23 protein-coding genes are annotated in these 21,680 nt (G+C 39.4%); 19 read left to right on the top strand and 4 right to left on the bottom strand.

The window, feature by feature from the left end; all coding sequences use genetic code 11:
• Window positions 1–41 precede the first annotated feature (41 nt).
• The 4 genes from ACGLXV_RS12390 to ACGLXV_RS12375 all read left to right on the top strand — a co-directional run bounded on the left by ACGLXV_RS12390 (window position 42) and on the right by ACGLXV_RS12375 (window position 5,691).
• The gene (locus tag ACGLXV_RS12390) at window positions 42–1,529 is read left to right on the top strand and encodes a sugar ABC transporter ATP-binding protein (RefSeq protein WP_391558844.1); all 1,488 of its coding nucleotides are present in this window, start codon (window positions 42–44) and stop codon (window positions 1,527–1,529) included.
• 18 nt (window positions 1,530–1,547) lie between these two features.
• Window positions 1,548–2,582, top strand: a complete 1,035-nt coding sequence (locus tag ACGLXV_RS12385) for an ABC transporter permease (protein WP_391558843.1) — start codon at window positions 1,548–1,550, stop codon at window positions 2,580–2,582.
• A gap of 268 nt (window positions 2,583–2,850) precedes the next feature.
• Window positions 2,851–5,229 (top strand): beta-glucosidase, encoded by a 2,379-nt coding sequence (locus ACGLXV_RS12380; protein ID WP_391558842.1) that lies wholly within the window; start codon window positions 2,851–2,853, stop codon window positions 5,227–5,229.
• 168 nt (window positions 5,230–5,397) lie between these two features.
• Window positions 5,398–5,691, top strand: a complete 294-nt coding sequence (locus ACGLXV_RS12375; RefSeq protein ID WP_391558841.1) for a hypothetical protein — start codon at window positions 5,398–5,400, stop codon at window positions 5,689–5,691.
• Between the two features lie 113 nt (window positions 5,692–5,804).
• Here ACGLXV_RS12375 and ACGLXV_RS12370 read toward each other — a convergent pair whose 3' ends face one another.
• Window positions 5,805–6,518, bottom strand: coding sequence for a 5-formyltetrahydrofolate cyclo-ligase (locus ACGLXV_RS12370; protein ID WP_391558840.1), 714 nt, complete (start codon window positions 6,516–6,518; stop codon window positions 5,805–5,807).
• A gap of 115 nt (window positions 6,519–6,633) precedes the next feature.
• On the opposite strand from ACGLXV_RS12370, the gene ACGLXV_RS12365 reads away from it, so the two are divergent.
• Window positions 6,634–6,933: a hypothetical protein gene (locus tag ACGLXV_RS12365; protein ID WP_391558839.1), complete on the top strand. Its 300-nt coding sequence runs from the start codon at window positions 6,634–6,636 to the stop codon at window positions 6,931–6,933.
• 104 nt (window positions 6,934–7,037) lie between these two features.
• On the top strand, window positions 7,038–8,288 hold the full coding sequence (locus tag ACGLXV_RS12360; RefSeq protein ID WP_391558838.1) for an MFS transporter: 1,251 nt from the start codon (window positions 7,038–7,040) through the stop codon (window positions 8,286–8,288).
• Between the two features lie 70 nt (window positions 8,289–8,358).
• On the opposite strand, the gene ACGLXV_RS12355 is transcribed toward ACGLXV_RS12360, so the two are convergent.
• Window positions 8,359–8,730, bottom strand: coding sequence for a VOC family protein (locus ACGLXV_RS12355; protein WP_119708280.1), 372 nt, complete (start codon window positions 8,728–8,730; stop codon window positions 8,359–8,361).
• Between the two features lie 200 nt (window positions 8,731–8,930).
• Between ACGLXV_RS12355 and ACGLXV_RS12350 the strand changes: the two genes are divergently transcribed.
• From ACGLXV_RS12350 to ACGLXV_RS12340, 3 genes are all read left to right on the top strand, one after another.
• Window positions 8,931–9,161, top strand: a complete 231-nt coding sequence (locus ACGLXV_RS12350; RefSeq protein WP_391558837.1) for an SRPBCC family protein — start codon at window positions 8,931–8,933, stop codon at window positions 9,159–9,161.
• A 6-nt stretch (window positions 9,162–9,167) separates the two neighbouring features.
• Entirely contained in the window at window positions 9,168–9,383 is a 216-nt protein-coding gene (locus ACGLXV_RS12345) for an SRPBCC family protein (RefSeq protein ID WP_391558836.1), read from the top strand.
• A gap of 124 nt (window positions 9,384–9,507) precedes the next feature.
• Window positions 9,508–9,903, top strand: a complete 396-nt coding sequence (locus ACGLXV_RS12340; RefSeq protein ID WP_391558835.1) for a VOC family protein — start codon at window positions 9,508–9,510, stop codon at window positions 9,901–9,903.
• A gap of 58 nt (window positions 9,904–9,961) precedes the next feature.
• Here ACGLXV_RS12340 and ACGLXV_RS12335 read toward each other — a convergent pair whose 3' ends face one another.
• On the bottom strand, window positions 9,962–10,354 hold the full coding sequence (locus ACGLXV_RS12335; protein WP_391558834.1) for a DUF2243 domain-containing protein: 393 nt from the start codon (window positions 10,352–10,354) through the stop codon (window positions 9,962–9,964).
• Between the two features lie 296 nt (window positions 10,355–10,650).
• On the opposite strand from ACGLXV_RS12335, the gene ACGLXV_RS12330 reads away from it, so the two are divergent.
• From ACGLXV_RS12330 to ACGLXV_RS12310, 5 genes are all read left to right on the top strand, one after another.
• On the top strand, window positions 10,651–11,457 hold the full coding sequence (locus ACGLXV_RS12330; RefSeq protein ID WP_391558833.1) for a carbon-nitrogen hydrolase family protein: 807 nt from the start codon (window positions 10,651–10,653) through the stop codon (window positions 11,455–11,457).
• Window positions 11,454–12,953: a sodium:solute symporter family transporter gene (locus ACGLXV_RS12325; RefSeq protein WP_391558832.1), complete on the top strand. Its 1,500-nt coding sequence runs from the start codon at window positions 11,454–11,456 to the stop codon at window positions 12,951–12,953. Before ACGLXV_RS12330 ends, ACGLXV_RS12325 begins: the two co-directional genes overlap by 4 nt.
• 14 nt (window positions 12,954–12,967) lie before the next feature.
• Complete coding sequence (locus tag ACGLXV_RS12320; protein ID WP_162927754.1) at window positions 12,968–13,132, top strand: hypothetical protein; 165 nt, start codon at window positions 12,968–12,970, stop codon at window positions 13,130–13,132.
• Between the two features lie 358 nt (window positions 13,133–13,490).
• On the top strand, window positions 13,491–13,694 hold the full coding sequence (locus tag ACGLXV_RS12315) for a hypothetical protein (RefSeq protein ID WP_391558831.1): 204 nt from the start codon (window positions 13,491–13,493) through the stop codon (window positions 13,692–13,694).
• Between the two features lie 95 nt (window positions 13,695–13,789).
• Window positions 13,790–14,851, top strand: coding sequence for a flavin-containing monooxygenase (locus ACGLXV_RS12310; protein WP_391558830.1), 1,062 nt, complete (start codon window positions 13,790–13,792; stop codon window positions 14,849–14,851).
• Window positions 14,852–14,893: 42 nt separating this feature from the next.
• On the opposite strand, the gene ACGLXV_RS12305 is transcribed toward ACGLXV_RS12310, so the two are convergent.
• Window positions 14,894–15,388: a metallophosphoesterase family protein gene (locus ACGLXV_RS12305; protein WP_391558829.1), complete on the bottom strand. Its 495-nt coding sequence runs from the start codon at window positions 15,386–15,388 to the stop codon at window positions 14,894–14,896.
• Between the two features lie 314 nt (window positions 15,389–15,702).
• Between ACGLXV_RS12305 and ACGLXV_RS12300 the strand changes: the two genes are divergently transcribed.
• From ACGLXV_RS12300 to ACGLXV_RS12280, 5 genes are all read left to right on the top strand, one after another.
• Window positions 15,703–16,704 (top strand): GerAB/ArcD/ProY family transporter, encoded by a 1,002-nt coding sequence (locus ACGLXV_RS12300; protein WP_391558828.1) that lies wholly within the window; start codon window positions 15,703–15,705, stop codon window positions 16,702–16,704.
• A 125-nt stretch (window positions 16,705–16,829) separates the two neighbouring features.
• On the top strand, window positions 16,830–18,389 hold the full coding sequence (locus ACGLXV_RS12295) for a spore germination protein (protein WP_391558827.1): 1,560 nt from the start codon (window positions 16,830–16,832) through the stop codon (window positions 18,387–18,389).
• Window positions 18,390–18,411: 22 nt separating this feature from the next.
• Entirely contained in the window at window positions 18,412–19,563 is a 1,152-nt protein-coding gene (locus ACGLXV_RS12290) for a Ger(x)C family spore germination protein (protein WP_391558826.1), read from the top strand.
• A gap of 343 nt (window positions 19,564–19,906) precedes the next feature.
• Window positions 19,907–20,056, top strand: coding sequence for a hypothetical protein (locus ACGLXV_RS12285; protein WP_391558825.1), 150 nt, complete (start codon window positions 19,907–19,909; stop codon window positions 20,054–20,056).
• A 157-nt stretch (window positions 20,057–20,213) separates the two neighbouring features.
• Window positions 20,214–21,638, top strand: a complete 1,425-nt coding sequence (locus ACGLXV_RS12280) for an amino acid permease (RefSeq protein WP_391558824.1) — start codon at window positions 20,214–20,216, stop codon at window positions 21,636–21,638.
• Window positions 21,639–21,680 lie beyond the last annotated feature (42 nt).

Here is a 21,680-nt window from a genome sequence, read left to right as displayed (position 1 = left end):
GAGCTATAGCCTCTCTTTTCATCAAGAATATGGGTGATGAGATGATCATTAAAATGAAAGAGATCACAAAGTCTTTTGGAAGTAATGAGGTACTCAAACAGGTGACTTTTACAATAGAGGGCGGAGACATTTGTGCCTTGCTCGGTGAAAATGGAGCCGGAAAATCTACACTTATGAATATCCTCGGAGGAGTGCATCAGATGGATTCGGGTACGATCTCCATCCATGGGGAACAAGTGGAGTTTAGTCATCCTAAACAATCTCAAGAAGCGGGAATTGCCTTTATTCATCAAGAGCTCAACCTGATTAATGACCTGCCAATCTATGAAAATATGTTCCTTGGCAGAGAGTTACTAACAAAAAGGGGACGTCTAGACCTCGAAAAAATGTATCAAGAAACCCTGAAGATGTTTCAGAAAATGAAGATCGATTTAGACCCAAACACCATGGTTCGTGATCTCGATTCTTCCTATAAACAAATCGTTGAAATATGCCGAGCGATGATGACGAACGCATCGATTATTATCATGGATGAGCCAACCACTTCACTAACGGACCAGGAAACGGAACGCGTGTTTGAAATGATGAAAACACTAAGAGACCACCAGGTGGGCATCATTTTTATCTCACATAAATTAAATGAGGTTATGCAGGTGTGTAATCGATATGTGGTACTAAGAGATGGACATCTGGTCGCAGATGGGAACGTGAGTGAGGTCACAATTCCTTGTCTTGCACGCTTAATGGTTGGGTACGAAGTAAGATCAGAGAGCTTAAGAAGAAAGAAACAGCTTGGTGATGAGATATTGCGTGTTGAGGGACTTACGAGCGTTCCATTCTTTAAGGATATACACTTTTCCATTAAGGTTGGTGAGATTGTTGGTGTGACCGGGCTCCTTGGTGATGGTCGAAGCGAACTTTTTCAATCCATTTTTGGAGCAAACCAAATCACATCCGGACAAATGTTCCTTCATGGGAAGTTAGTAAAAATTACGAGTCCCGCTCAAGCCCTAGAGGAAGGAATTGCGTATCTGCCAAGAAATAGAAAGGAAAACGCCATTCTCAAAGATATGGATATTTTTGAGAATGCCTCTATTGTGACGTGGCCAACCTTCGCTAAACATGGTGTCATAAACATTAAAAAACATGAGAAAACATTTGCTGAGCAACGAAACGCTCTGAAATTAAAAATGGGGAATCTCACGGATAATATTACTAGTCTATCTGGTGGAAACCAACAAAAGGTTGTACTAGCAAAATGGTTAGCGGCAAATCCTAAACTATTAATCTTAGATAATCCTACACAAGGAGTGGATGTAGGAGCGAAGGAGGACATCTATGATATCATCCTTCAGCTTGCAGAACAAAACATTGCGATCGTCGTCCTTTCGAGTGAAGCACAGGAAATTATGCGTGTCTGTGATCGATCTCTCGTCATGTATCATGGCGTTATTCAAGGAGAAGTGACGGGAGAGAAAATGAATGAGCACAATATCATGACTCTTGCTACAGGTGGTCATTTGACATAGGAAGGGGGAGACTCATAGATGGACATTAGGAATGGGAATTTTATCATATGGTTTAAACAAAAATGGACGAATGGACCACTATTTAGTACAGCGATAGCCCTTTTCATTATGATTATTGTACAAACATTGGTATTGGGCTTTGATTATGATTCGTTTGGGGAATGGTTTCACTCGTGGTTGAACAACTGGATTAATATCCTTAGAAATAATGCAGGTACAGGAATTGTAGCATTAGGAATGACATTTGTGATTATGACGGGTGGCATTGATTTAGCGGTTGGTTCTACATTAGTTGCCACAGGCGCATTCTCTATGATTCTCTTAAACACGGGCTCCCAAGGTATATTAGCTGGAATGGGATTAACAGGAACACCAGCCATCATCGTTACGATTTTTTTAGTATTGCTACTCGGTTATTTACTAGGTTCATTGATCGGTTTGTCGATCACCAAAGGAAAGGTCCCTCCATTTATTGCTACATTAGGGGCGATGATGATCTTTCGAAGTGTGACTCAACACTTTATGCAAGGCTATAACACGACCATCCCAATGGAATTTTTACAAGTAGCTAGTTTCAAAATGGGGAATTACATGCTCATGCCTATTATTTATTGGGCTGTGATTGCGTATATCCTTTATTATATGTCCAAACGTACGACCTTTGGCAGACAGATTATTGCCGTAGGTTCCAACGAAAAAGCGGCCAGACTTTCTGGTGTCCATGTGGAAAAAGTAAAACTACGGGTGTATATGTTGATGGGCGTCCTTGTTTCGATCGCATCTATTATTCAAGTGTCTCGGATCGGTTCAATGGATTTTTCCAACGCGGGTAGAGGGATGGAAATGGATGCCATTGCCGCTGCGGTAGTGGGTGGTACCAGTATGAGTGGTGGAAGAGGACTGATTCTAGGAACCGTATACGGAATGTTAATTATCGCCGTGATGAATAATCTTCTTAATCTATTCGGTGTTCCACCTTTTTTAAGAGAAGCCTTTAAGGGTCTCATTGTTATTGCTGCTGTCCTTTTACAGAAAAAGGAGAAAATCTCATAAGCGGAAAGAATAGAAGTATACCGAATTCAACCTCTACCTTTGGCTAGAGGTTTTTTGGTATACTTTGAAGCTTATTTCTATTCTATGATGATTTAGTAGTGAATAGATAGGACTAGTTTGTTAAAAGTAAAATACAGAACAATAAATAATTCCAGATACAACTAAAAAAATACAGAACAATAATCAGCGGAATATTCTGATTTTATTTAAGCTTAATGTAAGCGCTTTAATAAAACTTTGAAAAGACGAAGGGTGAGTGGGGGTAAACATGTTAAAGAAGTTAAAGAAAAACAAAAGAAAAAAGTTATTAGCATTGGCCATGGCATCAACGGTCGCATTATCGGGATTCTCAACTATACCTATAAGTGCAGCTGAGAATACTACCACAACGGTACAATCTTCCGTCCTTACGGCTACGCCAAAACTAGTGGATGAAAAGTCGATTGATGCAGTTATTGCAGCGATGACACTTCAGGAGAAGGCATTTATGGTTGTTGGTGGAAATAAAGGTGGCTTGGTATCCGAAAACGGAGAAGTCATAGGCGGTCAGTCTACTAAGGTACCAGGGGCAGCCGGTCAGACACAGGCGATTGAACGTTTGGGCATCCCAGCCATCGTCATGGCAGATGGACCAATGGGAGTTCGCATCTCTCCGACAAGACCAGATGACAGCAAAACCTATTATGCCACTAAATTTCCTTCTCCAACCGTCCTTGGTGCTTCATGGGACAAGGAGTTAGCAAATGAGGTCGGAGAGGCGACGAGCCAGGAGTTGAAAGCTTTCGGAATTGACCTTCTGCTTGCCCCTGGCATGAATATTCAAAGTTACCTTCTTAATGGAAGAAACTTTGAATACTTTTCCGAAGATCCAGTGGTTACGGGAGAAATGGCCAGTTCATTTGTTAATGGTGTGGAAGATAACGGAGTGGGAACAACGATCAAACATTTTGCCGCCTTTAATCAGCGGACCAACAACAATGGAAATATGGTCGTCAGCCAGCGTGCACTCAGGGAAATTTATCTAAAAGGTTTCGAGATTACGGTAAAAGAATCTGATCCATGGTCGATTATGGATTCTTATAATATGATCAATGGTACATACGCGACTGAGAATAAAGAACTTTTAACCGATGTGTTAAGAAATGATTTTGGCTTTACTGGCTTCGCTATGACGGACTGGGAGTTCGGTCTGAGAGATATTGCTAAGCAAATGGAAGCAGGGACGAATCTCTTGATGCCTGGAAGTGCCGCACAGTCACAAAGAATCATGGATGCGGTGAATAGCGGGATCCTGGATGAAGCCATCCTTGACAGAAATATTAAGGAAATTCTAAAAATAGTGGTTAATACACGCACATTCAAAGGGGAAACGGCTACGAATAATCCGAATCTCACAGAAAATGCCAAGATTTCAAGAAAAGCAGCTGCAGATGGAATGGTTCTTCTTGAAAATAAAAAAGCGGCCTTACCAATTAGCAATAAGCAAAGTGTTTCCTTATTTGGGGTACCTGTGAGTGAAATCAATACGGGTGGCAGGGGAAGCGCCCTGGTTTACGCACCTTACCATGTAGGAGTTGCTGAAGGACTCCGCAATGCAGGCTTCACACTCAATGAAGAGTTGATTAAGAAGAATGATCAATATGTTGCGGAAATGAGAACCAAAGACGAATACAAAGGCACGCCTGGAACATTCGGATCAGTCGGACCGAAGTTACCTGAAATGGATATCAGTGAAGACGTGATTGAAGCAGCCAAGAATACAGATGTGGGAATTGTGGTCATAGGAACCGCTCCTGGCTCCTATGCGACTGATCGGGCAAAAGAAGACTTCTATCTTTCTGATTCCCAGAAGGAAATGGTCGAGCAGGTGTCAAAAGCGTACCGAGCGCAAGGCAAAAAAGTTATTGCTGTGTTGACGGTTGAGGGTCCAATTGAGACGGAAAGCTGGAAGGATCAAGTAGATGGAATCCTGCTTTCTTGGCAGCCGGGACAAGAACTTGGAAATGCGGTGGCGGATATCCTGACCGGGGAAGTCAATCCTTCCGGAAAATTGGCCCAGACCTTCCCGAAAGACTATGAAGATCTTCCATATGCGGACCGATTCCCTGGATCAGCAGAAGGATTCCCTTATGAAGAGGATATCTATGTTGGGTACAGATATAATACAACCTTTGACGTCGAACCAGCCTATGAATTCGGCTATGGATTGTCTTATACAAAGTTTAATTACAGTGACATAAATGTGAAGGAAGGAAAGAAATTCGATGGAGAAATTAAAGTCACTGCCACGGTGAAAAACACCGGAAAGACATCCGGAAGAGAAGCCGTTCAACTCTATGTGAACGCTCCGGATGGAAAGCTTGAAAAACCTGAGCTAGAATTAAAAGATTTTGCCAAGACGAAAGAATTACAACCTGGAGAAAAAGAAGAACTTACTTTTGTGCTTAATGCAAAAGACTTAGCCTCCTTTGATGAAGAGTCCTCTTCCTGGATTCTTGAAAAAGGCACCTATAAAATTAATATAGGCGCGTCTTCTGAAGATATTAAAGGATCGGCGGTATTCAAGGTGGATGAAACGATGGTCGTTGAGAAAGTAAGTGACGTCCTAGCTCCACAGGTTGAATTCGAGAGATTGTCACAAAGATAGTATAACCAGTGAAATTAATATAGAGGGAAAAACTAAAAGTATATACTAATTTTCGGAGACCTCCCAGGGGTCTCTATTTTTTGAGGTGGAATGAATAAACCGCCAGGCCAATGGTATAAAACTTTTCAGTGAAGTATAATGAAATTAAATGATAGGGAGGTGAGAAAGATGGAACAAATCCTACATCAAATACTTGATAAACTCCAAGTGGTTGAAAACAGCCAACTAGACATGAGAAAAGATATACATGACATCAAGACTGAGCAAGCGGAGATGAGAAAAGAACTTGGAGGATTAAAAGGAGAGCAAGCGGAGATGAGAAAAGAGGTAGCTTTTTATTATGGGACAATGATGAAGAAGCTTGACGAAGTAAAAACAGAGTTAAGCAGTGAAATCAAACACATATCTTCGGTTCAAAAACAACATCAACATGTACTTGAGATTATAAACGAGAAGCAATAACCCTCATTACCTAGACCCACTTTTTTTAAAACCTCTAAGTGGCTAAATTCCATACTTCATAAAGAACCCTCTGGACTCTACTAGTATCAAAGGGTTCTATTTTATACAATACTTTATTTTCCTGTTAATTCCCGAATCTCCCGTAATACAGGCATTTCCTCTAATTCCTCTTCTGTGACAAGCTCCCACTGAATCCCACTTGGCTTTTTATAAGGGGAATGGGTCTTGATTAACCCGGTTTCAGTGGCGATCCAATCAACGGTTAAATCATATGGATCCCTCGGAATTTCATGATCCGTCAATTGACCACTATGAATCGTTCCAATGATTGGCACATCTGGATTACCGAGTTCTCTAATAATGGCATATTCCCGGTCAGAGTATCCTTCACCTTTTCCCACTCTTCTTCCATCTCTATGTAGGGCCACAGAGCCAGTAAAGAACAAATCAATTCTGGGCATTTCAGCTAGTGAGATTTCTTTGCCGTAAGATTTGATATGAGAGAGACTGGCTGCTTTTCGCTCTTCACCTGTTGGAACCCATTCAGGCTTTACCATAATAAATCCAGCTTTGAGCCTGGGAGTAGGAACAAGTAAGGTTTTTCCGTCCTTTAATACTTGTGCGCGAATAGGAAGCTGAGGAGAGTCTGGATTCACTTTAATAACTTTGGCGTTTTGATACTCAGGCATCGTCGTGACAAAATGCGCCGCTTTTTCTGCCCCTTTGAAATTGGGAATCCGAGTTTGTAAGGGAAATGGAAATCTCCCTAATTTATGTTCTGTTAGATAGCTCCACTTTTCTTCGCGAATGTCTTGTTTGGTTTTCATTTCGTACACCTACATTATTTTTAATATAAGTTTACCAAAACTTACAAAGTATTATAAACTCAAATAAAGAAACTATCGAATGATTTGTTTTTGCTAACAAGTGAGGAGTGTTTATATGGAAAAAATGAACGAGTATTTCGACACCGCCCTGGAAGCTTGGTCCATGATGCAGAAGACGGAAGGTGATGAAGGAGCCGAATGGGCTGAGAGATTTGAACGATACTTTTATGCATTCTTTGATGAATTAAAGGTATGGTGGAACGGTCTGGATGAGAAGCCTGAAACGGTTGAGGAAGCAGAGGAATTACCAGAAATTAAAAGCTTTGCTGAAAGAATACCTGGTCCTGTTTATATCACCTTTTTAACGGAATTAGAAGATATTTTGGATGGATTTGAGACGACTAGGTTTGATTGAAGATTAAAATATCTATAATATTCTTATGTAAACTATACCGACATAAATTTACTGGGGAATTCAGGTAGATAAAAGTGTAATTTAACTAGAGAAGGTGTGAAAAGATGAACTCAGTAAAAGCGCACAGAACGGAAAATTGGAAAAAGAACATAATATTATTTTTAAGCAGTCAGACCATCTCGCTTTTTGGCTCAGCCTTGGTTCAATATGCGATGATGTGGCATATCACATTACATACAGAGTCTGGAATGATGATGACCCTATTTATCATATGTGGCTTCATTCCAACTTTTATTTTATCGCCATTTGCTGGAGTGTGGGCGGACCGTTATAACCGAAAAATCCTGATTATTTTATCAGATGGGTTAATTGCTACAGCCACATCAATCTTAGCCATTGTTTTTTTCATGGGATATGATGCCGTTTGGTTACTCTTCCTTATGGCAGCAATCCGTGCCATAGGAACGGGCATTCAAACTCCCGCAGTAGGAGCGATCTTGCCTCAAATCGTTCCAAAGGAAAATCTGACAAAGGTGAACGGAATAAACGGGAGTCTCCATGCAGTCATTATGTTTGTCGCTCCTATGGTGAGTGCCGCCTTATTAACTATGGCTACACTTGAAGTGATTTTCTTTATCGATGTGATAACGGCAATAATTGCTATCTTCAGCTTACTTGGATTCCTTAAAATCTCCGTACATGAGAAGGCAAATGATCAACAACCAACAAGCTATCTCGAAGATTTTAAGCTAGGTGTCACGTATATTAAAAGTAACCCATTTTTGAAACAGTTTTTTCTGTTCTTTGGAGTATTCTTTATCTTGATGGCACCTGCCGCCTTTTTGACACCGCTTCAAGTCACACGAAGTTTTGGTGATGATGTTTGGCGATTAACGGCGGTCGAAATCGCTTGGTCTATTGGCATGATGGTCGGAGGAGGGATTATTGCTTCTTGGGGGGGCTTTCCAAATAAAATTCATACCATGACATTTGCGAGTCTTTTAATGGGGATCTGTACTTTTGCACTAGGGGTTGTTCCGGTTTTCTGGGTGTATCTACTTTTCATGGCAATCTTCGGTATTTCTATGCCGATCTTCAATACTCCAACCACGGTTTTATTACAGGAGAAGGTAGATGAAGGGTATTTAGGAAGGATTTTCGGTGTGTTTGGGATGATTTCTACTTCGATGATGCCAATCGGGATGCTGATTTTCGGCCCTATGGCAGACGTGATCAAGGTGGAATGGCTATTGGTTGGAACGGGAATATTGATTTTCATCCTTTCCCTTTTCTTAGGGGTGAATAAAGTATTGCTCGAAACGGGTAAGCCAGTAATAGAGGAACCAGCCAAGTAAGAATAATAGACTCAAGTAGGCTCAGAGTATTCATGCTCTGAGCCTTTACTTTATTGGAATCAACTTCCAATTATCGGTGTTGGTCCAAAAGAATAGGGTTCCCATCTGGATCTTCAATAGTAAAGTATGCCGGTCCTTCACTTGATTCATTTACTCCAGAAACGATATGGATTCCTTTTTCTTGAAGCATTTTTTGAAGTTCTCGTACGTCCGTAAAGGATTCAAGATTTTGTGCATTTTCATCCCATCCTGGATTAAATGTAAGGATATTTTTTTCAAACATTCCTTGGAAAAGTCCTATTATACAGCTATCATTCTTCATAATGAGCCAGTTTTGAGAAATATCTCCTCCTAATGCTTCAAATCCAAGTTTAGTATAGAATTCCTTTGATTTATGTATATCTTTTACATTTAAACTAATAGAAAAAGCGCCAAGTTTCATCCTTCCGATCTCCTTTTAAAATAGTATTTGTTAGATTTATACATTTCCTAATTTCAGTATAATTGAGTATTTGTGAATATACAATTTTACACAGATGGAAGGATTAAAAACTTACCCAAGAAGGATTTGGTGTAGTTATGTTGAACATATAGGTGTGCGTATAAGGAGCTCTACATTTGAGTTGAGAGGAGGAGATCCACTTGAGTATTCGTTTTGAAGTGAAAAGAACAATTCAGGAAACCCAACCAATCGCTTACAAAGGGTTACTTGATCTCGATTCCGCTAAGCACTGGATGCAAGGATTAGTAGGAATCGAGCGATTAGATGTAGGGCCCATTCGTCTGGGAAGTCAGTGGAAAGAAACAAGAAAGATGTTCGGAAAAGAGGCAACTGAACATTTTGAGGTGGTCGAACTCACTGAACCAGATTAAATTGTGATGCGTTGTGATGGAACAAAAGGAACAACAGGTAAAGGAGAATTTATGTTTACATATATTCTATCTTCCTCTGATAATCATACTGAGGTGACTCTGAAAGGGGAAATTAATGGACTAACAGGGTTATCGAAATTCTTCAGCAAGTTGATGGCTGGGACCTTTAAGAAAGCCTGTGAAAAAGATTTGGATAGGTTAAAAAACTATTTAGAGAAGTGATTAGAATGGGTCGTAAATAAGAATAAATTAGTCTATTTGTTACCATAATGAAGGAGTACCAAATTTTTACTACAATACATAATAGATCCAATAAAAACTATTCTTTTCAAAATAGGAGGAAATCATGGGAAGACCAATTCATTTCGAAATCCACGTTGATAATATGGATCGAGCAACCAAGTTTTATGGGGAAGTATTTGGGTGGACCTTTCAAGACTGGAGTGAGTATGCAGGCATGCCTTATTTTGGGGCTGTTACCGGCACGGAAAATGAACCTGGAATTAACGGTGCCTTAATGCAACGCCAAGGTCCTCCGCCAGAACCAAACCAAGCGATGAATGGCTATGCTTGTACATTGGGAGTGGAAGATTACGATTCTATTGAAGCAAAAATTCTGGAGAATGGAGGCAAGGTGGCCTTGCCGAAACACGCACTTCCTGGAATGGCCTGGCAGGGATACTACCTGGATACGGAAGGAAACATTTTCGGGATTCATCAAACAGACGTGAATGCAAAATAAACGAAAAACTATCCTAATTAAATATAAGGACAGGATGTATTCCTGTCCTTTAGCTTTGTTACATACTTATCCCATTATCTTTTAAAATCCTCACAGATCTTTCTTTCTTAATTCCATATAATAGAAGAAATGTTCCCCCTAACACAAACAAGGGCTCCAACCAATTCGCCTCCGGACCACTGGTAATTCGGTGAAGCTGAAAGACCCAATGAAACACCACGATATCAAAACTTAAGAAAAGACCAGTTGCTACGATAAATCCGTGAAAAAAGGATTTCGAAAACAATCGGTAAAACAAGGTCATAAGTAAAAGAAGGATGAGGATTCCGATTCCAACCGCACCAATCCGCTCTGGTCCGGTATCAGCTTTCAACCCAAATGCTAACGCATCTATGATATGAAAAAGAAAATCCACTGTAAAAAAACCTACAACTGCCCCTAAAATTCGCATATGAAAACTCCATTTCTATCCAAAATACTCATTCATTATACCTCTTTACCTATTAAACTGTTAAGTGGAGTGTACTTTTAGTGTCAAATGTTCCTTGTTAGAAAATATTACTAGCTTATAGATAAACCGAAATACATATTTTTATAATAAGGCATAAACCTAATACTTTAACATTATGTTAAAAATAACCCCCTAAGAAATTAACAATGTGACTAAGGTTAATCACAGCACCAGAGGATATAATTACATCAAGAAAAGTCAGATTAATCAAAATATTAAATGAAGGTGGGAAGTCTATGAAAGTAGCTTTAGCACAATTAAAGCCTGTACTACATGACAAATCGAAAAACCTCGAAATGATGCTTCACCATATTCAGATGGCATCCCAGCAGAATTGCCAGCTTATTTTATTTCCAGAACTCGTGTTAACGGGCTATTTCACTCGGGAAAAGACAAGAGAACTCGCGGAACACATCAATGGGGAAAGTATCTGCCAATTAAAAGACTGGGCCCGTGAATACAACCTAATGATGATTGCTGGTTTTCCTGAAAAAGTACAGGAGGAGGTGTTTAATTCAGCCGTCATCATTGATCAGAGTGGCGAGGTAGTAGGTACATATCAAAAGGTCCATTTATGGGACGAAGAAGAGAAGTATTTTTCTGCAGGTCAGGAGTTTCCGGTCTGGAATACATCTTTTGGTACGATTGGGGTCATGATTTGTTATGATACCGAGTTTCCGGAAACCGCTCGAATTCTAGCAGAAAGAGGGGCAGAACTCATTTTGGCACCAACGGCAAATATGACTCCCCTGGAGCATTTGCAAAAGACTTATATACAAAGTCGCGCAGCCGAAAATCAGGTATTTGTCGCCACAACCAACCGCATTGGAGTGGAGGAGACAACCCACTTTTTTGGACAAAGTGCAGCGGCCAGTCCATTTGGAGAATTATTGGTTTTAGGTGACGGAGAGGAAAATCAATATTATGTCGAAGTAGATTTTTCTCAAATTCAAGCAGCTAGGAATCAGTTCTGTTATTTAGCGGACCGGAGACCAAGTGTGTACCAGTCGACCATGAATCGAAAGGGGGAAACAATCGTATGAACAGTCCAATCATGGGATACTCCGTAATTATTCTCTTTGCCGTTATGATGACGGCCATTACCCTTTTCATTAATAAAAAGGATGGCAATCAAAATGTCGATGATTTGCTAACGGCGGGACGAAGAGTTCCGTTTGGCCTCGTTGCTGCCAGTGTTTGTGTGGCCTGGATCTGGACAGGCACGATTATGGCTTCTGCGGAAGCGGGGGTGTGGTTTGGAATTAATGGTGGCTTTAACTATGCTTGGGGTGCTGTCGTTCCTTTTATGATTTTTATCCCGATTGCGTTACGTTTACGAAAAATTATGCCAAAGACCACCACGTTTATTGAATTCATTCGTGAGCGGTTCGGTACAAAGTTAGCCAATGTGTATTTATTGTTCGGAATAGCCTTGGTGTTATATGTTTGTGTCATGCAGGCGGTAGGAATTGCGTATGCCTTCGAATATACCTTTCATCTAAATTTTAAAGTCGTTGCTTTTTTATCAGCGGTCCTCTTCTCAAGCTTCATTGCCATGTCTGGGCTAAAAGGCTCCATCTATAATTCTGTCTTCCAATTTTTCATTATCATGATTGTTATTTTTGTCACGATACCTCTCATTATTAAGAGCGTGGGATTAGAAAATATGTACGAAGGAATGCTACGGGCTGCAACCGACACGAGCCATCCGCAGCATAATCCGGATGCTCTGAACTTTTTTGGCTCCGCAGGCTGGATGTATGGATTATCAGCCGTGGTTATCGCCATGGGTCAAGTTGTATTAAGCCAGGGCTATTATTCAACCGCCGCTGCTGCTTCCAGTTCAAAGGGATTGTTTTGGGCGTATCTCATCGGAACTATTATCGCATGGTTGCCAATTCCGATGATATTTGGAAATGTGATTGGAGGAAGTGTCTATCATTTAGGTGTTTCCTCAGAAGAGCTCGGTGTATCGACGGGAGCGGCTCCATATATTTTCGATTATTTTCTCGGTAGCGGAGGGGCCATCATCTTCGTTGTCATGATCTTTATGGCTGGACTAACGACGGGAGGAAATGGTCTCGCCGGACTTCAGGCGATGTTGACGATCGATTTTTATAAAAGATACGTAAACAAGCAAGCGACTGAAAAACAACAACTCACATTCGGTCGAGGGATTATTTTTGCCTTAGGAATCACCATTGGAATTTGTTCTCTGTTTTTAGATGGGGTGTCCCTATTAACCATTGATATTTTTAGTGGAATTTTATTTGCTGCTCCTACCGCGTCGTTAATCATTGGATTGTGGTCTGGTCGACTAAACCCGAAAGTCTCGTTGCTTTCCATTGTCGTTGGATTGGCTTCAGGGTTAGCTGCCTACTTTATGATCGCTAATGATGATCTGAATTGGTTTGTCGGAAATATGCTATCCCTCTTTTTACCATTTCTCATAATCTTGGTAAGCCTGCCATTTACCAATAAAAAGTATGACTTTAACAAGCTGAAAAACTATCAACCGGAACATAAAATTAACCTATAAAAGGAGACTAACAGATGTCATTTGGTGTATATCAGTTTTTTAATTGGCTTATTTTTATCTGGTGCGGACTAGGAATGTTGTTTATCGCCATTGCGTCTATTCGGGAAGTATTTTTTCAGTTGAAAAAGACAGGGAAAGCGAAGGATCAGGATTCGGGAACAGATATAAAGCTTTCATGATTTGGAGAAAGAAAAGTTTTCAGTCTTGAACATTTGCATGAAGTAACATATATATTCAATCGATAAACTCTTCTACGACAATTGTAGAGGAGTTTTTTTAAGCCTTCAAAATATATAAGAATACAATAATATTATTATGTAAACTAATAGAGTGTGAGTGAGCTGCTCGTTGAACTTAAACCATCGAGGAGCGGTGTTTATTTATTCTACATCCTTGTTTGGAAGGTAGGGTGGTCAATATTATATTTTCTTCATAGAAATTACTTGTAATTTACAACTAAATACTCTATAGTTAATGATATCATAACTTGGTAAATGTTAGTGGAATAGAGATTACTAGGTAAAGGTGGTAAAGTTGATGACGGTGAATCATTCTAGTGTTCTATCAGTTGAATATTTCGAATCATATTTTCACCTCGTAATTTCATCAAGAAATTATGAAATTGATAAAGCGAAGGAGTTTATCATTCAAAACTTTTTTAAAGGTAATGTAAAGCAATATGGAGAAGATACTTGTTTAAGCTTCTGTTTGGCCTACTCCAGATTAACGGAAAGAATATGAGTAAATATGATATTTTGCAGGACCTATCTCCAGTCGTTTTTGTGAAACATCCATTAATATAATACTTGCAAAATACAAATAAAAGAGGGATGAATATGCGTGAAATTTGGGATGTTATTGTAATCGGAGGAGGTCAGGCGGGTCTGTCTTCAGGGTATTACTTACGCAAGAAGGGATATCAATTTATTATTCTCGAATCAAGTAACATTGCAGCAGGTTCCTGGCCAAATTATTATGACAGTCTTCAATTGTTCTCCCCAGCCAACTTTTCATCCTTGCCTGGAATGAAGTTCCCAGGTGATCTCAATCATTACCCTAGTAAATATGAAGTGATTCAATACTTAACAGATTATACTCAACATTTTCAACTTCCCGTTCATATTCATAAGCAGGTCCTATCTGTTGAGAAAAACAATAACCTATTTACAGTTGTTACCGGAACTGGAGAGACGTATCATTCTAAAGCGATTGTTAATGCTACGGGCACTTTTCGAAGTCCTTATATCCCTGTGATAAAGGGAAGGGAGTTATTTAATGGACGTATGCTTCATTCCTCTCAATATCGAAATCCCGAACCTTTTATTAATGAAAGAATTGTTGTTGTTGGAAGTGGAAATTCTGCTGTGCAAATTGCCATCGAGCTTTCAAAAGTTAGTAAGACAACATTAGCTGTACGTCAGCCCGTTCGTTTCCAAAAACAAAAAGTATTAGGTCAGGACATTCACGTTTGGCTGAAACTATCAGGTTTTGATCAATTTCCTTTTTGGAGATTGGGCAAAACCGCACCAAAAACAAAACCAGTACTGGATTTTGGACCATATAAAGAACAAATGGATAAAGGAAAACCAGACCAAGTCAACATGTTTACTAGTTTTTATAGAGATGGGATCATTTGGCCAGATGGGAGGAAGGAGCAGGTAGATACGGTCATTTTTGCCACTGGATATAAAAATCATCTTTCTCACTTAAAAACGGGAGCAATAGATTCAACAGGGGAACCCATACACGTAGGTGGGGTTAGTACTTCAGTACCTGGTCTCTATTATGTGGGGTTAGAAGGTCAACGCTCCTTTGCTTCTGCAACTTTGAGAGGGTCCGGTCCTGATGCAAAATTTGTGATTCGGAAGTTAGAACGGTATTTAAAACTATATAAATAAAGAGCACAGGGAGAAGATTTTCATAAATTATCTTCTCCTTGCTTATTCTTTCTCGAAAAATACATGCTCCGCATGAAGTCCATTATTCACGGTGATGATACCGAACGAAGGCTTCGGCTGTCTCCTTTTATCCGTGCAGGATCCAGGATTAAATAATAAGATACCGTTTATCTCCTTCAAAACCGGAATGTGTGAATGTCCAAAGATGATGCAATCCACCGAATCATCTGCAAATGCTTCCATTGCACGCCTCTCCGTCGTCCAGCGTTTGCCGTGACCATGAACGACCCCAATTCGGACACCTTCTTTATCTACTACAATTTTTTCGGGAAGAAGTTCTTGAAGTTCCTCAGAGTCTACATTCCCAAACACTCCTCTAACTTCTCCATATTGTAAACATTCATGATAAACATCTAACGTTTGCCAGTCTCCTGCATGGATTAGGAGGTCGGACTGTTTTAGCTCTGTAATGACTCTACTAGGGAGTGATTTTGCCTTTTTAGGGATATGTGTGTCCGAAATGACTGTAATTTTCATATTGTACCTCTTGTATGTAATCTCCATTTCTATCCGTTCTAACTATTAAAATATCAAAAGTTCATCATTTAGAACATTGTTAATTCAATTAACAATTTCTTGCTTAAGGAGTAGGATGCTTAAGAAGGCATTTCCTCTAGCACTTTAGTTCCCACACTTCACTAAATTCTGGAATACTAGGCACTTGATAAACCCCAGGGTTTCAATTAATACAGAATGACACCCCTATGTATAACATGTCCTTAATTGAAAATACTATACAAAAGTGGATTTTCCACCCAATTTTACCCCAACCTTTCTAAGGGAGAATTTGTATGAATATTGAAAAAATAAGTGGAGTCCAACTTTTTTACATCATGTCTGGATATATACTTGGGACAGCCATTATTTTAGGGTTAGGTCAAGATGTGAAGCAGGATGCATGGATTTTTATCACACTTGGCATGATAGGTGGGTTAATCTTAATGGCTGTTTATACTAAATTAGCTATTTATTATCCAGGTGACACACTTGTTCAGATGCTTCCGAAAATAATTGGAAAATTTCTTTCCTATCCCATCATCTTCTTATATATTTTACACTTTACCTATTCTGCAGCCAGGGCGTGTAGGGAATTAGGCGCTCTCATTATTACTACCATTTTAAATGAAACGCCAATCATTGTTGTCATAGGAAGTTTTATGTTGTTACTGATTTATTGCTTACGTGGGGGTGTTGAGAGCTTCGGACGTTTAGTAGAAATCGTATTTCCCGTTTATATTTTTTCTTTGCTTTTACTTTGGATTCTATTATTGACTGTAGATCAATTTAATGTGAAAAATCTAACTCCTATATTCGGTGAGGGTGTAAAACCTTTACTAATAAAAACATTTACAAATTCAATAAACTTTCCATTTGGGGAATCCATAGTCATCATGATGTTTTTTCCTTTTCTAAGCAACAAGCAGCATATAAGAAAAGTAGGTATGTCCAGTATGATATTGGGAGGTCTTCTATTAATCGTTAACTCCATTATGATGATCTCTGTAGTAGGGGCGGAAATTTACAGCTTGGATGCTTTTACACTTCTTTCAGCAACTCAAATGGTATCTGTTGCTGATTTCCTCGAACGCTTTGATGCACTTGTTATTTTAATGATGGTTTTAGGGGTGTTTTTTAAGGCAGGAGCGTTTTTATTTGGAGCTGCGGTTGGCATCTCTCAATTATTTCGTTTAAAACAAACTCGTTCTGTCTTGCTTGGACTTGGGACTATTATCGTGCCTTTATCGCTTATTAGTGCATCTAGTTATGTAGAAACACTTGGAAATTGGATTTGACTATTATGTTCCATATTTCCTCACTTTTTTACAAATCGTTTTGCCAATTGTGCTTCTTTGCATCGCGTTTATTGGCAAAATTAGATCCTCATAAAGGTCCATTTATTAACTGGGTGGTGCTGTTCATGGGAAGGTTAAGGTGGAAAAAAAACTTCACTTCCAAAATTGAAAATGATCTTCAAGACAAAATTCAAGTGCCAATAGAAAAAGATAAATTATCAGGCAACCTGGATAAAGACTTTAATCATATCAAACAGCTTTTTGAAGGTGCCCAAGATTTTGCCTATCGGGAGCTTAAAATATGCTCATCAAACTCTGCAGTCATATTATTTCTTAATGGGTTAGTCAACGTAGAAAGAATGGAATTACATGTAATTAATCCTTTAAATAGTTGTAACAGGGAATTACTTAAGCCTTCTGAACTAACGATTGGCCAAATCAAAGCAGTGATTAGTTCAGCACAAGTATCTCATGGGGGAACATTCCAGGAAGTAATTGATCAAATTTTGTCAGGCGGGACGATTTTATTAGTCAATGGCTTTGGAGAAGCACTTTTCATCAGTGAACAGTACTGGGAGCAGCGCTCAGTTGACGAACCAGTGTCTGAATCAGTCGTGTTAGGTCCAAGAGAAGGTTTTACGGAAAATATCCGAACAAATGCAAGTATGATTCGAAGACGGTTAAAAACAACAAAACTAAAAATGGAATACATGAAGATCGGAACACACTCGAAAACGGAAGTGGCCATAACCTATCTTGAAGATATCGCCCAAGCCTCAATTGTAGAGGAGGTTCGGAGCAGATTAAAAAGAATTGATATTGATTCCATTGAGGACAGTGGCTATATTGTTGAGTTTATTGAGGACCAACCTTTTTCCGTGTTCCCTCAGGTCTTGCAGACGGAGCGACCAGATCGAGTAGTGGGTAATCTTCTTGAAGGAAAAATCGGAATTATCGTAGCCAACAGCCCTTTTGTACTAATTGTTCCTATTACCTTTTTTGAAATGATGAATTCCCCTGAAGATTATTATGGAAGGTTTATTATGACATCGTTTATAAGATTTATAAGGTATTTATTCTTAGTGATTGCTTTATTGTTTCCCTCCATATATATTGCGGTGACAACATTCCATCAAGAATTATTGCCAACAAATCTTTTGTTTAGTGTCGCTTCCTCAAGGGAAAAGGTGCCCTTTCCAGCCGTTGTTGAAGCTTTATTAATGGAAATAACCTTTGAAGCACTGCGCGAAGCAGGGTTACGATTACCAAAACCGATTGGATCAACAGTTAGTATTGTTGGAGCTTTGGTAATTGGCCAGGCTGCGGTTGAGGCAGGAATTGTATCCGCCCCATTAGTTATTGTGGTTGCAACAACAGGGATTGCCTCATTTATGTTTCCTAATTATGCCTTAACAGGAGCCATTCGCCTCCTTCGGTTTTTTATGATATTTTTTTCCGCTATGCTTGGATTTTATGGAATTCTTTTAGGAGTCCTCTTTATAATGGTTCATCTTGTACAACTTCGATCGTTTGGTGTTCCCTATCTGGCACCTGTAGCACCATTAAAATTTAACAATTTAAAAGACATATTTATTCGAGTCCCATGGTGGAAAATGGAGGATCGGTCACAACAAACCGGGAAAAGGAATTTAAGGAGATTAGGTACTAGAAATCGTAAATATTAGTTTGTAAGGATTGATGGTAAAGATGAAAGTAATTAGAATGTTCTTGATAGGGATGCTGACTCTTATTTTACTTACAGGTTGTTGGAATCGTATAGAAATAAACGATATTGCTATCGTTACAGCGATTGGATTAGACCTTACCGAAAGTGATGAAATTCACTTATCACTTCAAGTAGCCATCCCATCAAAATTAGGATCATCTGGACCAACAGGAGGATCTAGTGAGAAAAGTACTTTTGTCATTTCAGAGACGGGTTCAACGATTTCGGAAGCTTTCAGTAATATACAAGGGAAGCTGTCAAGAACCATATTCTTTTCCCAAAGCAGGATCGTAATCATTGGAGAGGAATTAGCCAAAAAAAGTGTTTCACATGTGATTGATTTCCAAACAAGGTATGCTGAACCTCGAATCAACAGTTTTATTATGTTTACAAAAGGAAAGGCATTTAACATCATCAAAAGTATGCCGAAATTTGAAAGTATTTCCGCTGAAGAAATTAAAGAACTGGCAAAGCTCGGTGTAAGCCTAAAGATTTATGTAAGGGATTTTTTGAACATGCTTCTTACGGATGGCATAGAGCCCTTTGCTCCGCAGCTTACCTTAAAACCCTTAGAAGTTAATAGAAATAATACATCAGAGAAAACACTGGCTATAAATGGAATTGCAATTTTTAAACAAGACAAGCTAATAGGCTGGATGAGTGAAGAAGAAACTCGGGGTCTTTTATGGCTACGAAATGAAATGGAAAAAGGTGTTATTACAACCAGCGTGCCAAAGGACAAAGGTGGTGGGAATATTAGTATGGAAATTACAAGAGCAGATGTAAAAATCGTTCCCATCTTAAAGAACCAGGACTTAAAAATGGACGTACATATAATCTCAGAATTGACTGTCATAGAAAATGACTCACAGTTGAACCTATTTGATACAAAGGTAATCGAGGATATACAAAAAGATATTAATACTCAGATTAAGAATAAAGTCCAAATGGTCATTGATAAGGGACAAAAGGAATATAACTCAGATATTTTTGGTTTTGGGCATTTAGTTTACCAAAGATACCCAAAAGAGTGGAATGCTAAATATAAAAATAATTGGGAAGAGGTATTTGCTGAGATAGAGGTAACCATCAATTCAAAAGCTCTTATAAGAAGAATCGGTTTAATCAAATAACAAAAAGGAATGGAATATGCTTAAGATTCTCATGATTTTCCTCATTTTTGTTTCACTTTATGCATGGGAGGCTATAAATTTATTAAGAAAGAGAGAAATAAAAGAGTTAGCTGTTTTTTCTTTTCTCATGATGATTGGCTTAGCCCTTAGTCTATTTATGGTTATTCGGTCTTTTATCTAACATGGATCGTTGCTTACCCAGGTAGCTTAATATAGTAAGTTTCATGTGGACCTTCATGTTTCGTCTAAACACTAACGTATGAATCTCCTTTAGGGAATAAAATCATACCTTTCATAGGATAATAATCGTAACCGTATCTGTTATTAGAGGAGTGTAACCAACTTGACTAAAAAAGAACCGTTTCAGTGCCAAGAAGATATGGACCAAGTTAGTCACTATTTGATTGAACAAATAGCCCGGATTAGTGTCGATGAAGAGGAAGAGCGAATGAGAGATGAATTGGAATTGCATAAATCGGAGAAAGCTGACTGAAGTTGAGGTCAGCTTTTTTGCAATTATCTTTTAGACTTTGACTCGAAAGTCGAATCATGACTTTTTGTTTAAAATTAACATCTCACTCAAAAACGTATCCTTTCACCATTTGCGTAAATAATAACGGTACATCATGAAGAAAATGGGTGAAAAGTGAATGAAGAAAGAACGAAGAGGGTTGTCTGCTTGGCAGCTGACGATGATGGCGTTAGGAAGTGTCATCGGGGGTTCCTTTTTCCTCGGATCATCGGTTGCCATTAATGCGGCAGGACCTGCGATTTTGATATCGTTTATATTAGGGGGAGCACTTGTTTATTTTATCCTTTATGCATTGTCTGAAATGACAGTGGGAAGTCCGACGATTGGATCGTTTAGTACGTTTGCTGCACGAGAGCTTGGAAATGGGACGGGTTTTGTAGTAGGCTGGCTCTACTGGACAGGTACGATTCTCTCGATGTCTAGTGAAGCAACAGCGATCTCAATGCTTATTAGCAATTGGTATCCGAACGTGTCGATCGCATGGCTTGGTGGATCGATCATCGTCGGAATTACGCTGATCAATTTATTAGGAGTAGACAAGATTGGGAAGCTTACCAGTGGGTTATCGGCGATTAAAGTGTTCGCGATTATCTTTTTTATCCTTACCGCCCTAGGGTTGATTTTCGGAGTATTTCCTGGGGCTACAGCGATTGGATTAGGAGAGGTGACACGACAGCCCCTCATGCCAGGAGGAATCAGCGGAATTGCAGGGAGCATGCTGTTGGTTATTTTTACATACGCTGGATTTGAAATTATTGCGCTCGCTGCAACCGAGGCAGACAACCCTACAGACACCATTCCCAAAGCAATTCGTAATACAGTGTTGTGTTTGGTAGGGCTGTATCTGTTATACGTGCTTGTGTTACTGCCACTTATCCCAACAGCACTTCTAAGTGAAAATGTCAGTCCAATGGTCGCATCACTCACTCGATGGGGGATTGGTTGGGCAGGGACGGCATTAAACTTGGTATTAATTTCGGCGATTCTCTCAGCCATGCTGTCAGCCGTATTTGGTTTAGGAAGAATGATTCGTTCCCTTGTGATTGAAGGTCATGCGCCACAAAGATTAAAAGACAATACGGACGTTCCTTATCGGGGAATAATATTTTCTGGATTAGCGATGCTCGCCGGCTTATTATTCGGTCTTTTGTTTCCGAGAGCCTATCTGGTATTAATCACATCAGGTGGATTTGCATTAATTTTCACTTATGCCGTGATTATGGCCAGTCATATTCGTTATAGGAAAAGAAATGGCTGTCCACCGGGTGGCATTTGTCAGATGCCAGGATTTCCTTATACTTCGTGGATTGCTTTGGTCAGCTTAATCATTGTGCTCCTTAGTATGCCATTGATTCCCGGACAAACAGCGGGATTGTTTACTGGGATAAGTATGGTCGTATTCTTCTCGTTAACGTATTTGGTCATGAGTCGTAGAAGTGGTCTACAAGGTCATGACGACCGAGTCCGTGGAACGCTGCAATCGAATTTTGCTACAGAGTTTTCTGAGGAGTTATATGGAGATAATGATAAGGATAAAAAATAACCTAGTGAACTCTTCTTGTATTCATTCAAGAGGAGTTTCTTT

It is taken from the genome of Robertmurraya sp., assembly GCF_036676585.1.
GTDB lineage: Bacteria > Bacillota > Bacilli > Bacillales > Cytobacillaceae > Robertmurraya_A.
Note: the sequence above shows the minus strand (reverse complement) of the source record. Positions and strands in the feature narration are given on the sequence as shown.